Annotated in this window: 16 protein-coding genes; 14 read left to right on the forward strand and 2 right to left on the reverse strand. The window is 62.2% G+C overall.

Annotated elements, in window-relative coordinates:
* Positions 1–77 precede the first annotated feature (77 nt).
* From VGL01_RS18420 to VGL01_RS18430, 3 genes are all read left to right on the forward strand, one after another.
* On the forward strand, positions 78–644 hold the full coding sequence (locus VGL01_RS18420) for a TetR/AcrR family transcriptional regulator (RefSeq protein ID WP_331571830.1): 567 nt from the start codon (positions 78–80) through the stop codon (positions 642–644).
* A 314-nt stretch (positions 645–958) separates the two neighbouring features.
* Positions 959–1384, forward strand: a complete 426-nt coding sequence (locus VGL01_RS18425) for an organic hydroperoxide resistance protein (protein WP_331571832.1) — start codon at positions 959–961, stop codon at positions 1382–1384.
* A 122-nt stretch (positions 1385–1506) separates the two neighbouring features.
* Positions 1507–1800 (forward strand): hypothetical protein, encoded by a 294-nt coding sequence (locus tag VGL01_RS18430; RefSeq protein ID WP_331571834.1) that lies wholly within the window; start codon positions 1507–1509, stop codon positions 1798–1800.
* Positions 1801–1818: 18 nt separating this feature from the next.
* Here VGL01_RS18430 and VGL01_RS18435 read toward each other — a convergent pair whose 3' ends face one another.
* Positions 1819–2721: a LysR family transcriptional regulator gene (locus VGL01_RS18435; RefSeq protein ID WP_331571836.1), complete on the reverse strand. Its 903-nt coding sequence runs from the start codon at positions 2719–2721 to the stop codon at positions 1819–1821.
* A 111-nt stretch (positions 2722–2832) separates the two neighbouring features.
* Here VGL01_RS18435 and VGL01_RS18440 point away from each other — a divergent pair, with 111 nt between their 5' ends.
* The 11 genes from VGL01_RS18440 (at position 2833) to VGL01_RS18490 (ending at position 13724) form a co-directional block, all read left to right on the forward strand.
* Positions 2833–3711: an alpha/beta hydrolase gene (locus tag VGL01_RS18440; protein ID WP_331571838.1), complete on the forward strand. Its 879-nt coding sequence runs from the start codon at positions 2833–2835 to the stop codon at positions 3709–3711.
* A gap of 4 nt (positions 3712–3715) precedes the next feature.
* Positions 3716–5134, forward strand: a complete 1419-nt coding sequence (leuC, locus tag VGL01_RS18445; protein WP_331571840.1) for a 3-isopropylmalate dehydratase large subunit — start codon at positions 3716–3718, stop codon at positions 5132–5134.
* On the forward strand, positions 5131–5745 hold the full coding sequence (gene leuD, locus VGL01_RS18450; RefSeq protein WP_331571842.1) for a 3-isopropylmalate dehydratase small subunit: 615 nt from the start codon (positions 5131–5133) through the stop codon (positions 5743–5745). The genes leuC and leuD overlap by 4 nt, the downstream gene beginning before the upstream one ends.
* Positions 5746–5853: 108 nt before the next feature.
* Entirely contained in the window at positions 5854–7161 is a 1308-nt protein-coding gene (locus VGL01_RS18455) for a dicarboxylate/amino acid:cation symporter (RefSeq protein ID WP_331571844.1), read from the forward strand.
* 139 nt (positions 7162–7300) lie between these two features.
* Complete coding sequence (gene acnB, locus VGL01_RS18460) at positions 7301–9886, forward strand: bifunctional aconitate hydratase 2/2-methylisocitrate dehydratase (RefSeq protein WP_331571846.1); 2586 nt, start codon at positions 7301–7303, stop codon at positions 9884–9886.
* Between the two features lie 308 nt (positions 9887–10194).
* A complete protein-coding gene (locus VGL01_RS18465) occupies positions 10195–11022 on the forward strand; it encodes an AraC family transcriptional regulator (RefSeq protein WP_331571848.1) in 828 nt (275 codons plus the stop codon).
* Between the two features lie 81 nt (positions 11023–11103).
* Entirely contained in the window at positions 11104–11505 is a 402-nt protein-coding gene (locus tag VGL01_RS18470; protein WP_331571850.1) for a cupin domain-containing protein, read from the forward strand.
* Positions 11506–11513: 8 nt separating this feature from the next.
* Positions 11514–11990 carry a GNAT family N-acetyltransferase gene (locus tag VGL01_RS18475; protein ID WP_331571870.1) on the forward strand — a complete coding sequence of 159 codons (477 nt, stop codon included), beginning with the start codon at positions 11514–11516 and terminating at the stop codon, positions 11988–11990.
* 160 nt (positions 11991–12150) lie between these two features.
* On the forward strand, positions 12151–12681 hold the full coding sequence (locus VGL01_RS18480; RefSeq protein ID WP_331571852.1) for a GNAT family N-acetyltransferase: 531 nt from the start codon (positions 12151–12153) through the stop codon (positions 12679–12681).
* Between the two features lie 304 nt (positions 12682–12985).
* On the forward strand, positions 12986–13363 hold the full coding sequence (locus VGL01_RS18485; RefSeq protein WP_331571854.1) for a toxin-antitoxin system TumE family protein: 378 nt from the start codon (positions 12986–12988) through the stop codon (positions 13361–13363).
* A complete protein-coding gene (locus tag VGL01_RS18490) occupies positions 13356–13724 on the forward strand; it encodes a helix-turn-helix domain-containing protein (protein WP_331571856.1) in 369 nt (122 codons plus the stop codon). Before VGL01_RS18485 ends, VGL01_RS18490 begins: the two co-directional genes overlap by 8 nt.
* Positions 13725–13836: 112 nt before the next feature.
* Here the strand turns inward: VGL01_RS18490 and VGL01_RS18495 are convergent.
* The coding region (locus tag VGL01_RS18495) for a DNA-deoxyinosine glycosylase (protein WP_331571858.1) at positions 13837–14088 on the reverse strand (252 nt) is incomplete at its 5' end.

A 14088-nucleotide genomic window follows, 5' to 3' on the forward strand; every position in this document is an offset into this window, starting at 1 on the left:
CCCGCCTTGCACATCGGACTGACCGCCCCCCTCGTTCGCGCTTGACAATCTATCTACAGGTAGATAAAGTCCCGCCCATGGAAACGAAATCGACCGTACGAGAGCAGTTGCTGGACCACGCCATCACGCTGATCATGTTGCGCGGGTTCCACGGCTTCAGCTATCGCGATCTGTCCGAACTGGTCGGCGTCAAGACGTCGAGCATCCACTATTACTTTCCGTCGAAGGACGATCTGGTGCTCGAGGCCGTCGCCGAATACAGCCGGAATGTGCTGCGTGCGCTCGATTCGATCGACGCGGCATTGCCGGCCGATGCGAAACTCAGCCGCTATACGAAACTGTTCGGCGGGACGCTTGGCGATGGCAACCAGATTTGTCTATGCGGAATGCTCGCCGCGGACATCGGGTCGTTGCCGGACAACGTTCGTCAGGCGGTGCAGGCGTTCTTCAGGGCGAACGAGGCATGGCTCGCCGATGTCCTCGCGCAAGGCGCGCGGGAAGGCACGCTGGCGTTTAGCGGCAAACCGCAGAACGCGGCCCGTGCGTTGTTCGCGGCCTTTCAGGGCAGCGTGCTCGCCAGCCGGCTCTTCCATACGAAGGCTCGGCTCGAAGACATCGAACTGGTCTGGAAAAAAGTGTCGTGACGTGGGGGGCGCGGTTGCTAGCGCCCTGCCGTTTTAGCCCCAAATCTATCTATGGATAGATAAGCTGCGCTACGCAGCGTGATAGGAGCCCCGGCGGCCGCGGGCATTACCGCCTCCGGTCTCGTGGGTTTCTACCCCCCTGTGCGATGGTGGGGCATCTCGCGAAACAACAGAAACGATGACGTTGTAGTGAAGTCCAAGCCTACCGAGGTTTGTGGTGTGTTCAAGGTGTTGATCAAGCCGTACCGGATGCGATGCGAGGCCGCGAAATATCGGCTCCGCTTGCGATTCTTACCGTTAAAGGAGTATTCATCATGTCGGTTGAAAAAGTTCTCTATCGTGCCCACGCAACGGCAACGGGCGGTCGCGACGGCCGCGCCGTCGTGCCCGAAGGCAATCTCGACCTCAAGCTGACGACCCCGCGCGAGCTCGGCGGCGCGGGCGGAGCCGGCACGAACCCTGAACAGTTGTTCGCGGCCGGCTATAGCGCCTGCTTTCTTGGCGCGATGAAGTTCGTCGCCGCGCGCGATCGGATTGCGATCCCGGCCGATGTATCGATCGAGGGGAGCGTTGGGATCGGCGCGATCCCGAACGGCTTCGGCATCGAAGTGGAATTGAAGATTTCGCTGCCGGGCATGGACCGCGAAGCGGCACGCGCCCTCGTCGACAAGGCCCACATCGTCTGCCCGTACTCGAACGCGACTCGAAACAACATCGACGTCACGCTCACGCTGGTCTGAATGCCCCTTCCCGTCGATCCATAGGCGACGGGCTGCCCCAACGATCGGTTTCCGGGGCGGCCCCGTCGCCTCGACATCCTGAAACCTGCCGACCGAAGGCATTGTTCTTGCGTCACCGCAGCGTGAACGAACTCGATCGGGAGAAACCGATGACAGAGGAAAAGCCAGACAAAGCGTCCGTCCGGAAACCCGGCCCACAACCCGCACAGCCGGCCCCCCATGAACAAAAGACAAGCCGCGAAACCGATCGCTCACGCACCGGCGAAGGCTCGGGCGCGAGCGGTGGCGGAGCGCTCGGAAATCTCCCCGGCGCGCCGGTGACGGGCGGTAGCCCGGAATTCGGTCCCAAGGAGATCCGTCCGCAAAAACCGCCAACCGATCAGCCCGCTCGCGACCGCAAAAACGACGAGCCCTGACAGAGGCCGGATGCCGTCTCACGCGACGTCTGCCGGCCTACGCAGAGACTCACCCAGAAAGTCGACAAACGTCCGCAGCTTGACCGAAAGCTGATTGCGCTCGAGATAGATCGCGTGGATGTTGGCATCCGGCAACGCCCAGTCCGAGAGCAACGGTACGAGTTCCCCGCTCGCGAGGTAGCGCTCGATCTCCCACTGCGATCGCACGACGATGCCCCGCCCTTCGAGCGCCCAATGCAGCACGACGCTACCGTCGTTGCTCGACAATGCGCCATCGACCTTGACCGTTTCGGTACGCTTCGCTCGTGAAAAATGCCACGTGCCATAAGCCGACTCGTTCTCACGCAGCACGATGCACGCGTGTCGCGTCAGATCGTGCGGCACGGCAGGCTCGCCGCACCGCGCCACGTACTCGGGCGATGCACACACCCATCGCCGGTTTTCGAGGAGCAGCCGCGAATTGATCCGCGCATCGGGCACCTCCCCGAACCGGATGCCGAGATCGAACCCCTCGTGCTGCAGATTCATCGGCCGCTCCGTCAGATGCAGCAGGATTTTCATCGCGGGATAACGCGCGACGAACGCCGATACCGCCGGCGCAATCCGCGCCCGCCCAAATCCGAACGATGCGTTCACACGCAACAATCCCGTCGGTTCGCCGCGGCTTTGGGCGACGAGATGTTCCAGTTCCGATAAGTCATCCAGAATGCGCGAACCGCTCGACAGATAGAGTTCACCCTCGGGCGTCAGGCTCAAACGCCGCGTCGTGCGGTTCATCAACCGCACGCCGAGGCGCCGTTCCAGTTGCGCGAGCCGCTTGCTGACCGCAGGCGGCGTGACGCCCAATTCGCGCGCCGCGGCAGCCAAATTCCGATGCCGCGCGACTAGCGCAAACACGTTCAAGTCCGAGAAACCGTCCATCTCTCACCCCTCTGCCCCAATTCGTTCCTAAAAGTTACGGCCGAAATAAATTCCTGGAAACCCAATCGCGTCATTCATCAATTAGACTCGAATCACCCTGAGGAGACAACCATGTTCGAAGGCTTCACGAAGGTATCGACGACCGTCGATGGCATACGCATCAACGCCATCCAGGGCGGACGCGGGCCGTCCCTCCTACTGTTGCACGGGCATCCGCAAACGCATGCGATCTGGCACAAAGTGGCACCGGCGCTGGCCGAACATTTCACGGTGATCGCCGCCGACTTGCGCGGGTACGGCGACAGCGGCAAGCCGCCGGGCGCAGCCGATCATGCCAACTACGCGAAGCGCCGCATGGCGCTCGATCAAATCGAACTGATGCGCGGCCTCGGCCATGAGACGTTTGCGGTAATGGGCCACGATCGCGGCGGGCGCGTCGCCGTGCGCATGGCGCTCGACCATCCCGAAGCGGTCACGCGCCTCGTGACGCTCGATGTCGCTCCGACGCTGGCGATGTACGAAAAGACCTCGTTCGACTTCGCGCGTGCCTATTGGCACTGGTTCATGCTCGTGCGCCCCGCGCCGTTCCCGGAAACACTGATGCGCGCGGACCCCGACCTCTATCTCAAGCAGACCATCGGTGCGCGCAGCGCCGGCCTCGCGCCGTTCACGGTAGCGGCTTACGCGGAATATCTGCGGTGCCTCTCCGATCCCGATACCGCGCACGGCATCTGCGAGGACTACCGCGCGAGCGTCACGATCGATCTCGAACACGATCGCGCGACGCTCGCTTCCCGGCAGCGAATCGCTTGCCCGTTCCTGGCGTTGTGGGGCGCGCAAGGTGTCATCGAACAATGCTTCGATCCGCTCGCCGAGTGGCGGCCCTATGCCCCAGGCGTGCACGGCGAAGCGCTGCCTTGCGGCCACTACATCCCCGAGGAAGCGCCCGAGCTCCTGCTCGAACGCGTGCTGCCTTTTCTCAACGAGTGAGGTCATGTCCGAACGAACCCTTTACGACAAGCTCGTCGATTCGCACACGGTGCTGCATATCGACGAGCACAACGTGCTGCTGTACGCCGACCTTCATCTGATGAACGAGTACACCAGTCCGCAAGCGTTCAGCGCGCTTGGAGCACGCGGCCGCCCGGTGCGCCGTCCGCGACAGCAACTGGCCGTCGTGAGCCATATCATTCCTACTCATGCCGAGTCGCCGCGCGTGATTCGCGATGCGGCATCGCTCATGCAGGCGACGAACCTCGCGCGCAACTGCGAGCGAGCCGGCATCCAGCTCCTGGCGGCGAACGATCCGCTACAAGGGATCGAACACATCGTCGCGCCGGAACTCGGGCTGATTCGTCCGGGCATGGTCGTGCTGTGCGGCGACAGCCATACCACCACGTACGGGGCGCTCGGCGCATTGGGCTTTGGCATCGGCACATCGGAAGTCGAGCAGGTGCTCGCGACGCAAACGCTCGTGTATCGGCTGGCGCGGACCATGCGAATCACGATCGAGGGCGCACTGCCGTACGGCACGTCGTCGAAGGACCTCATCCTCTGGGTCATCAGCAAGATCGGCGCGCAAGGGGCACGCGGATATGCCGTCGAATTCACCGGCTCGACGATCGAATCGCTGTCTGCCGAGGCACGCATGACCTTGTGCAACATGACGGTCGAAGCCGGCGCGCGCGCCGCGCTCATTGCGCCCGACGCGACCACCTTCGAATACGTGCGTGCCCACGCGCCTTCATTCGACGAATCGGCTTGGCGAGATGCGCTCGAAGACTGGCGCGCCCTGCATTCCGACGCCGGCGCGCGCTTCGACGTCGAACACCATTTCGACGCGCGGCACATCGCCCCATTCGTCACCTGGGGCACGAGCCCCGACCAGGCCGTCGCCATCGATGAGCCGATTCCCGACGAAGGTGCACAAACGACACCGGAAGCTGCGGCGTCGCTGCGCCGCGCGCTCGCATACATGGACCTCGCACCGAATCGACCGATGGCCGGCACGCCCATCGATCGCGTATTCGTTGGTTCTTGCACCAACGGGCGCATCGAAGACTTGCGCACGGTGGCTGCCATCGTACGGGGCAAGCGCGTCGCGCCGGGTGTGCGCGCGATGGTCGTGCCGGGTTCGGGCAGCGTTCGCCGGGCAGCCGAACGGGAAGGCATCGCAAAGACGCTGGTCGATGCGGGCTTCGAATGGCGCGAGCCGGGCTGCTCGATGTGCCTCGCGATGAACGACGACGTGCTCGGTGCCTCCGAGCGCTGTGCGTCCACCACCAACCGCAATTTCGAAGGCCGCCAGGGACGCGGCGGCCGCACGCATCTGATGAGTCCCGCGATGGCCGCAGCGGCCGCCATCACTGGCCGCATCACCGATGTCCGCACGCTCGAGGCCCCCACACCATGACCCGGCTCACGACTATTCAAGGCAGCGCCCTTCCGTTGCCCATCGACAATCTCGACACCGACCAGATCATGCCGAAGCAGTTCCTGCGCGTCATCGATAAAGCAGGTCTCGCCGACGGTCTGTTGTACGACCTGCGCTTCGACGAGTCGGGTGAGCCTCGCGCGGAGTGTGTGCTCAATCAGCGCGCTTATGCGAGCGCGCGCATCCTGATCGGCGGCGCCAACTTCGGCTGCGGATCGAGCCGCGAGCACGCGGTATGGGGTCTGCAGCAATACGGATTCCAGGCCGTGATCGCGCCGAGCTTCGCAGAGATCTTCTATTCGAACGCAATGAACAACCGCCTGCTGCTCGTACCGCTCGCGCGTGACGCAATCGACGCGCTGACGCGCTCGGCGATCGAATCGCCCGGCGCATCGCTCTCGATCGATCTCGATCAACAGACGGTGAGTTCCGCGTCGGGCGAACGCTATGCGTATACGATCTGCGCGCGCCACAAGCGCATGGTCATCGAAGGCATGGACACCGTGGACCTGACGCTCGACTCACTCGCCGCAATCGAAGCCTTCGAACAGTCGCATTTTGTCCGACATCCCTGGGCGCGCGTGATGTAAGCGCCCATCCGTTGCACGCGGTAACCGCTTGCCTGCTCGAGCCATGCCGATTCCCTTCCGACAGAAGAAGGGACGGCTATCCCTTTGCCTCTAGAAAGGAGGAGACACATGAAACGCAAACCGTTATACAAGATTCTCTATGTTCAAGTGCTGGCGGCCATTGTCGCCGGCGTCCTGCTCGGCCATTTCGCGCCGCAAGCCGCGGTCGCGCTCAAGCCGCTCGGCGATCTGTTCATCAAGCTCGTGCGGATGATCATCGGGCCGGTGATTTTCTGCACGGTCGTGACCGGTATCGCGGGCATGCAGGACATGAAGAAGGTCGGGCGCGTCGGCGGCAAGGCGTTGCTCTATTTCGAGCTCGCGTCCACGCTCGCGCTCGCGATCGGTTTGCTCGCCGCGCATGTGCTCGCGCCCGGCAATGGGTTCAATGTCGATCCGTCGACGCTCGATGCGCACGCCGTTTCGAGCTACGCGGCGCAAGCCGCCCACGGCGACGGCTTGGCCGGATTCATTGCACACGTCATTCCCGATACGTTTGTCGGCGCCCTCGTGCATGGCGACATCCTCCCCGTGCTGCTGATCGCGATGCTGTTCGGCACAGCATTGACGCTGACAGGCAAGCCCGCCGAGCCCGTCACGCATTTGATCGAGGCATCGTCCAAAGCGTTCTTTCGCATCGTCGGCATGGTCACGAGTCTCGCGCCGATCGGTGCCTTCGGCGCCATCGCCTTCACGATCGGCCGTTACGGCATCGTCTCGCTGCTGCCGATGTTCAAGCTGATCGGTGCCTTCTACCTCACCGCGTTCCTGTTCGTCGCCGTGGTGCTCGGCATGGTCGCGCGCCTCGCTGGATTCAATCTGTGGCGCTTCCTGGCCTATATCCGCGACGAACTGCTGATCGTCCTCGGCACATCGACGTCCGAAGCGGCGTTGCCGCAATTGATGGAAAAACTCGAACGTCTCGGTTGCCCACGCGGCGTCGTGGGGCTGGTGGTGCCCACCGGTTATTCGTTCAATCTCGACGGCACGAACATCTACATGACGCTCGCGGTGCTGTTTCTCGCACAGGCGACCAACATCCATTTGACGTTCGCGCAGGAAATCGTGCTGCTGCTCGTCACGATGCTGACCTCGAAGGGCGCGGCGAGCGTTGCGGGCGCGGGCTTCATCACGCTCGCCGCAAGCTTGTCCGTTGTGCCGACCGTTCCCGTCAGTGCAATGGTGCTGATTCTCGGTATCGATCGCTTCATGTCCGAATGCAGGGCGCTCACGAACATCATAGGCAACGGCGTGGCAGCGATCGTCGTATCGGCGTGGGAAGGCGAGCTCGATCGGACGAAGCTCGCGGCAACGTTGGGAGACGACGCGCGGACCGGGCGCGGTGCGTCTATCGCGAATCGCGAAGCATCTCAATGAATGGCAACTCTTATATAAGACATAAGACATTTGACGTTGGAGTGGGTTATGACTAAAATCGCGTTCGATGCAGTGTCCCCGAACCGCTGCCGAACGCCTGACAAGCCTTCCCCTTAAATGCCATCTCAGCAGGTCCCCCATGCTTGAAGATCTTCGTGCTCACGTGGCCGCACGCGCCGCGCTCGGTATTCCTCCCCTGCCGCTGACGGCTCAGCAGACCGCCGAGCTGGTGGAATTGCTGGCGAATCCGCCTGCCGGTGAAGAGCAAACCCTGCTCGAGTTGATCACCCACCGTGTGCCCGCCGGCGTGGACGAAGCCGCGCGTGTCAAGGCGGGCTTCCTGGCTGCGGTGGCGAAAGGCCAGACCGCCTGTGCGCTGATCTCTCGCGAGCGCGCCACCGAACTGCTGGGCACGATGCTGGGCGGCTACAACATCCAGCCGCTGATCGAACTGCTGTCCGACACCGAAGTGGGCGCCGTGGCCGCCGGTGCACTGAAAAAAACGCTACTCATGTTCGACCAGTTCCACGACGTGAGGGAGCTGGCCGAACAGGGCAATGCCAACGCCCGGGCCGTCATGCAGAGCTGGGCCGATGCCGAATGGTTCACGAGCCGTCCGGAAGTGCCGCAAAGCCTGACTGTCACCGTCTTCAAAGTTACGGGCGAAACCAACACCGACGACCTGTCGCCGGCCCCGGACGCCACCACCCGTCCGGACATCCCGATGCACGCGCTCGCGATGCTGAAGAACGCCCGTCCCGGCATCACCCCGGAAGAAGATGGCAAGCGTGGCCCGGTCAAGTTCATCGAGTCGCTGAAGGAAAAGGGCCATTTGGTTGCGTACGTGGGTGACGTCGTCGGCACCGGCTCGTCGCGCAAGTCGGCCACCAACTCGGTGTTGTGGTTCACGGGCGAAGACATTCCGTTCGTTCCGAACAAGCGCTTCGGCGGCGTATGCCTGGGCGGCAAAATCGCCCCGATCTTCTACAACACGATGGAAGACGCGGGCGCGCTGCCGATCGAGCTCGACGTGTCGAAGATGGAAATGGGCGATGTGATCGAACTTCGCCCATACGACGGCAAGGCCCTGAAAAACGGCGAAGTGATCGCTGAGTTTCGGGTGAAGTCCGACGTGCTGTTCGATGAAGTGCGCGCCGGCGGCCGCATTCCCCTCATCATCGGCCGCGGACTGACTGCCAAGGCGCGTGAAGCGCTGGGTCTGCCCCCGTCGACGCTGTTCCGCCTGCCGCAGCAGCCGGCCGCTAGCAAAAATGGCTTCTCGCTGGCTCAGAAGATGGTCGGCCGCGCCTGCGGTCTGCCGGAAGGCCAGGGTGTCCGTCCGGGCACGTACTGCGAACCGAAGATGACCTCCGTCGGCTCGCAGGACACGACAGGCCCGATGACCCGCGACGAACTCAAGGATCTGGCGTGTCTGGGCTTTTCGGCCGATCTCGTCATGCAGTCGTTCTGCCACACCGCCGCCTATCCGAAGCCGGTGGACGTGAAGACTCACCAGACGTTGCCGAACTTCATCAGCACGCGCGGCGGCATCGCGCTACGCCCGGGCGACGGCGTGATCCACTCGTGGCTCAACCGCATGCTGCTGCCCGACACGGTGGGCACCGGCGGCGATTCGCACACCCGCTTCCCGATCGGCATCAGCTTCCCGGCGGGTTCGGGTCTGGTCGCTTTCGCGGCTGCCACCGGCACGATGCCGCTGGACATGCCGGAATCGGTGCTGGTGCGCTTCAAGGGCAAGATGCAGCCGGGTGTGACGCTGCGTGATCTCGTCAACGCCATTCCGCTGTATGCCATCAAGCAAGGCCTGCTGACGGTGGCCAAACAAGGCAAGAAGAACATTTTCTCTGGCCGCATTCTCGAAATCGAAGGTCTGCCCGATCTGAAGGTCGAGCAAGCCTTCGAATTGTCGGATGCTTCCGCCGAGCGCTCTGCCGCCGGTTGCACGGTCCACTTGAATAAAGAGCCGATCATCGAGTACCTCAACAGCAACGTCACGCTGCTGAAGTGGATGATCGCCCAAGGCTACCAGGACCCGCGCAGCCTGCAGCGGCGCGTCGCGGCGATGGAACAGTGGCTGGCCGATCCGCAACTGTTGTCTCCCGATGCCGACGCCGATTACGCGGCTGTCATCGAAATCGACTTGGCCGACATCCACGAGCCGATCGTGGCCTGCCCGAACGATCCGGACGATGTGAAGACACTGTCCGATGTGGCGGGCGCCAAGATCGACGAGGTGTTCATCGGCTCGTGCATGACCAACATCGGCCACTTCCGAGCAGCATCGAAGCTGCTCGAGGGCAAACGCGACATCCCGGTCAAGCTGTGGGTGGCCCCGCCGACCAAAATGGACCAGAAGCAGCTGACCGAGGAAGGCCACTACGGCGTCTTCGGCACAGCCGGCGCGCGTACCGAAATGCCCGGCTGCTCGCTGTGCATGGGCAACCAGGCACAGGTGCGCGAAGGCGCGACTGTCATGTCGACTTCCACCCGTAACTTCCCGAACCGCCTGGGCAAGAATACGAACGTGTACCTCGGCTCGGCGGAACTCGCAGCGATCTGCTCGCGCCTGGGCAAAATTCCGAGCCGGGACGAGTATATGGCCGACATGAGCGTGCTCAACGCCGACGGCGACAAGATCTATCAATACATGAACTTCGATCAAATCGAAGATTTCAAGGAAGTGGCCGATACCGTGAAGATGTAACGCGCGCTTTAGGCTACGGCGCGGTATCTGCGTCCGTGGCGCCGCGCGATGGCGCCGCAGGCTGAACGCCTGCGGCGCCATTTTCGTTTGGTGCGGCGCGCCCGGCGAACGAAAGGGGTGGGGGTCTGGAGATGACGCCGCGCGCCAACTACTCCGGCGTAGAATTGGCAATTTCAGTTGCGTGATGTCAATCTCCAGCAGCGCCAAAGCGCGTGCGCCGCTGTCGGAACGCCTTCGCGGCGCGCGTTTGCGATGACTTCCCGCACCCGCATTCCTGTATATCCGCGCAAACGAAGCCGGAGAGTTCGATGAACGGCGATACCAGGAAGGTCCGATCCGGCTGGATTTACCGTTCCGAGTCCAACGACGGAATAGAACGCATCGAAGCGTTTTTTCGTGGCAACGCGTACTCAATGCATCGGCACGACACGTACGCAATCGGCGTGACCCTCGCCGGCGTCCAATGTTTCCATTATCGGCGCAGCTTGCGCAGCAGCCTGCCGGGACAGACGATGGTCCTGCATCCCGACGAAGCGCACGACGGTCAAGCCGGCACGAACGAGGGATTTCGTTACCGGATGCTGTACGTCCAGCCGGCGGCGATTCAGGAAGTGCTCGGAGGCCAGTCTTTACCGTTCATCGAAGGCGGCGTAACGACCGATCCGCGCTTGTTCGAAGCGACGAAGGCAGCCCTGCGCCAGATGCACCCCGATGCGGAGCCGCTCGAACGCGACGATGCGCTCGCCGGTCTGGCGCTGGCCCTGGATAGCGCATCCGGCGCGCGCTCGATCCGCACGTCCGCGGATTTCGCGGCGGCGCGGCGCGCGCGAGAATATCTGGATGCATCGTGCACCCGCACCGTTACGCTCGATGAGCTTGCCGCAGTCAGCGGACAGGATCGATGGAGCCTCTCGCGCGATTTCAGAGCCTTTTACGGCACGAGTCCCTATCGCTATCTCGTCATGCGCCGGCTCGAAGCGGCGCGTGCAATGATGACATGCGGCGTTTCCCTCGTGGATACTGCAGCCGCGACCGGCTTCGCCGACCAGAGCCATATGACGCGACATTTTCGCAGCGCATACGGAATCCCTCCCGCACGTTGGCTCGCGATGATGGGCGGTCCGCGCGACGGCTAGCGCAGGCGTGCACAATCGTTCAAGACAATCGCCGGTAGCAGGCTTAAGCTTCGTTCCAGACATCACTGAAACGGAGCAGTCATGCACGACGATTCTCAGCTCGCGCCCGAGCAGCGCGGCCAATACAAGCCGATCAATCTCCTCGACAAGATTCGTCAGCTCGACGGTCACTGGCAGCCACGCGTCGTTGCCGAGATGAACGACTATCAGTTCAAGGTCGTGAAGATAGTCGGCGATTTCGTCTGGCACCGGCATGCCGACACCGACGAAACGTTTATCGTTCTCGACGGTCACTTGCGCATCGACTTTCGCGATCGCTCGATCGAGTTGCATCCCGGCGAAATGGCGGTCGTTCCGAAGGGAGTCGAGCACAAGCCGTATGCCGAATCCGAAGTGAAGTTGCTGCTGATCGAACCGCGCGGCGTCGTCAACACGGGCGATACGACCAACGAAAGGACGGCCGAAAACGACGTATGGATTTGAGCGGCGCCATGCGAATGCCGGTGCCCGTCGTCCGCGAAGCCGTTTTTCCCGCTGATACGCGCAGCCTCGTCGCGGTGATCCGCGAGTATGTCCGCTGGCTGGACATGGACTTGTCGTACCGCGGATTCGATGCCGAGATGGACGCGTTCGAACACATGTATACGCTGCCCTCCGGCATGTTCTTCGTCGCGGACGCCGGCGGCGAACTCGCCGGTTGCGCCGGGCTGCTTCGTTGTACGGCACAGACTGCGGAAATCAAGCGACTCTATGTTCGCGAAACATTCCGCGGGTTATCGCTCGGCGAAACGCTGGTTACGTGCGTGATCCGGAAAGCGAAGGCATTGGGATTCTCGACGCTGGTTCTGGACTCGGTTCCGCAAACCCGTTTCGCACAGCGCATTTACGAGCGATTGGGCTTCGTCGATACGGCGCCGTACTACGAAAATCCGGTCGAAGGCACCCGGTTTCTTGCGCTCGATCTCTGATGGCGGCGCGGCCGATGTGTCACTCGCATCGGCAATTTTCAGTCGATCTCCAACGCGCTCGTCAATGGATTGGCCAATCAGTTTTTCACAACCGCTCGAGCCGGCGAGCACGGTATATTGCTGCACTATGCTGCCTCCCCAGCCAATCACGGAGCCAACGATGATCCGAGTGCCGTGCATACGAAAGCTTCACCCCGATGAAGTCATTGCCTATGTAGACCCGCTGGCGGAACTGCTGATCGACTGCGTCGAGGGCGGTGCATCCGTAAGCTTCATGTTGCCGATTTCCAGGAAGACGGCGGTGGACTTCTGGAGGCAAGTCGCTGAAGGTGTAGTACGCCGGGAGCGGATACTCCTCATTGCGCAGGACGAGGATGGTCGTGTCGTCGGCACTGTGCAATTGATCACTGCCTTGCCCGAGAACCAGCCTCACCGCGCAGACGTCGCAAAGATGCTGGTTCACCGTGGCGCAAGGCGCCGAGGCATCGCGGCTCGCTTGATGGCTGCGGTCGATGACGCCGCGCGAGAGGCCGGCAAATCGGTTCTCGTACTCGATACAGTCACGGGCGGAGATGCGGAAAGACTTTACGAACGCGCGGGCTGGCAGCGAGTCGGTCATGTCCCGAACTACGCGCTCATGCCCGATGGCAGGTACTGCGGAACGACTTTCTTCCACAAGCAATTGCCCTGAATGGGCCGCTATTCCAGCCCGACAGCCATGTCTCGGATCGGTTTTGGAGGAAGCTACAGCGGCAACCGCTGACGCAAGGCTACACAGCGTCGAATGGCGCAAGCCTGACATTCGGTCTTAGAAACAGGCGAACGCGCCGCGAGGACGACGTTCCCTCGTTAGCATCTAGCGATTCGCAGACCTCCACTTGGCCTATACCGCGCTATGCAGGCGGACGACGGCCGGCAGCCGTGCCGCAACGGCATCTGCACAGATAGTCCGGTAGGGAGGTGATTGATAAAGTTATGATCGGGTGATAACATCCATGCAAACGAACGCGCGCGATCCCGGCCTTGACACGCTGCTTTACCTCGATGGAGAAACGCTTGTCGTGGATTCCGGCGGCACGTGTTGGGTTAAGTTCGCGGTGAGGCCGTGCGCCGTGACGGCTGAACGCCCTCAGGGGCTTAGGTATTCGCTGACGCTCCATGACGAGGCAGGCTCTCGTCTCTTGGGCTTTGATAACGCGCACCCCATCCGCGAGGGCTCAGGACCGGGAGCGCGTACGCGCATCGAATATGACCACAAGCATCATGGCCCCCAGGTTCGTTTCTATTCCTACGAGGACGCCGGGAAGTTGCTGGCGGATTTCTGGGTCGAAGTTGAAGCGATTCTCGCGAGAAGGAGCAGTCAGCATGAGTAGAGCCAACGTCCTGAAGGTCGGGATTGCGTCATTGGAGCAATACAAAGCTCGGACGATGGCAATCGCCCGAGGCGACTATGTGCCCAACCCGGATGAGCCCAAAGTCTGGTTCCAGTCGCTCGAAACGCTGGCGCAGGTGCTTTCCGACAGAAACCGCTCGTTGCTTGCGTTGATCGCCGAGACGAAGCCCGCGTCACTGAGCGAACTCGCGGAGCGCTCGGGCCGTGCAAAATCCAATCTATCACGGACGCTTCGGACAATGGAGCGATACGGCCTCGTTCGTTTCGAAGAAGGCGAGGGTCGAGAAGTGGCGCCGCGCGTCAACTACTCGGGCGTGGAGCTGGAAATGTCGTTCGCATGATGTCGGTGGCAACTGCATGAACGTCGAGACGCGGATTGCCGTGGACCTCATCGTCATTTCAACGCAGAAGGACATATGAAAGTCATTCGCGCTAGTTGAGCGCGACGAACCGCTATACCAACCACTTCCGCAACGCCTCCCACGCCCTGAACTTCTGCGCATAAGGCAGAGCCGCATACGCCGGACTGCTCGACGGCAGCTTTATAAGATCCAGCGACACTCGACTCTCGGCCAACGCCTGCATGCCGATCTTCGCCGCCGTCCCGCCGTTAAACGCGACCGCGACAAGATTCGGCAACGCAGCTACAAGCGCCGCAAGGTCGTTCGTGGCGTGATCGTGAATGCGGCTATCCAGACTGCTGAG

This window comes from Trinickia sp. (assembly GCF_036503415.1).
In the GTDB taxonomy this organism is placed as follows: Bacteria; Pseudomonadota; Gammaproteobacteria; order Burkholderiales; family Burkholderiaceae; genus Trinickia.

Coding starts and splice junctions, on each gene's coding strand:
- VGL01_RS18420 (WP_331571830.1), top strand. CDS start 78: ATGGAAACGAAATCGACCGTACGAGAGCAGTTGCTGGACCACGCCATC.
- VGL01_RS18425 (WP_331571832.1), top strand. CDS start 959: ATGTCGGTTGAAAAAGTTCTCTATCGTGCCCACGCAACGGCAACGGGC.
- VGL01_RS18435 (WP_331571836.1), bottom strand. CDS start 2,721: ATGGACGGTTTCTCGGACTTGAACGTGTTTGCGCTAGTCGCGCGGCAT.
- VGL01_RS18440 (WP_331571838.1), top strand. CDS start 2,833: ATGTTCGAAGGCTTCACGAAGGTATCGACGACCGTCGATGGCATACGC.
- leuC (WP_331571840.1), top strand. CDS start 3,716: ATGTCCGAACGAACCCTTTACGACAAGCTCGTCGATTCGCACACGGTG.
- leuD (WP_331571842.1), top strand. CDS start 5,131: ATGACCCGGCTCACGACTATTCAAGGCAGCGCCCTTCCGTTGCCCATC.
- VGL01_RS18455 (WP_331571844.1), top strand. CDS start 5,854: ATGAAACGCAAACCGTTATACAAGATTCTCTATGTTCAAGTGCTGGCG.
- acnB (WP_331571846.1), top strand. CDS start 7,301: ATGCTTGAAGATCTTCGTGCTCACGTGGCCGCACGCGCCGCGCTCGGT.
- VGL01_RS18465 (WP_331571848.1), top strand. CDS start 10,195: ATGAACGGCGATACCAGGAAGGTCCGATCCGGCTGGATTTACCGTTCC.
- VGL01_RS18470 (WP_331571850.1), top strand. CDS start 11,104: ATGCACGACGATTCTCAGCTCGCGCCCGAGCAGCGCGGCCAATACAAG.
- VGL01_RS18475 (WP_331571870.1), top strand. CDS start 11,514: ATGCGAATGCCGGTGCCCGTCGTCCGCGAAGCCGTTTTTCCCGCTGAT.
- VGL01_RS18480 (WP_331571852.1), top strand. CDS start 12,151: ATGATCCGAGTGCCGTGCATACGAAAGCTTCACCCCGATGAAGTCATT.
- VGL01_RS18485 (WP_331571854.1), top strand. CDS start 12,986: ATGCAAACGAACGCGCGCGATCCCGGCCTTGACACGCTGCTTTACCTC.
- VGL01_RS18490 (WP_331571856.1), top strand. CDS start 13,356: ATGAGTAGAGCCAACGTCCTGAAGGTCGGGATTGCGTCATTGGAGCAA.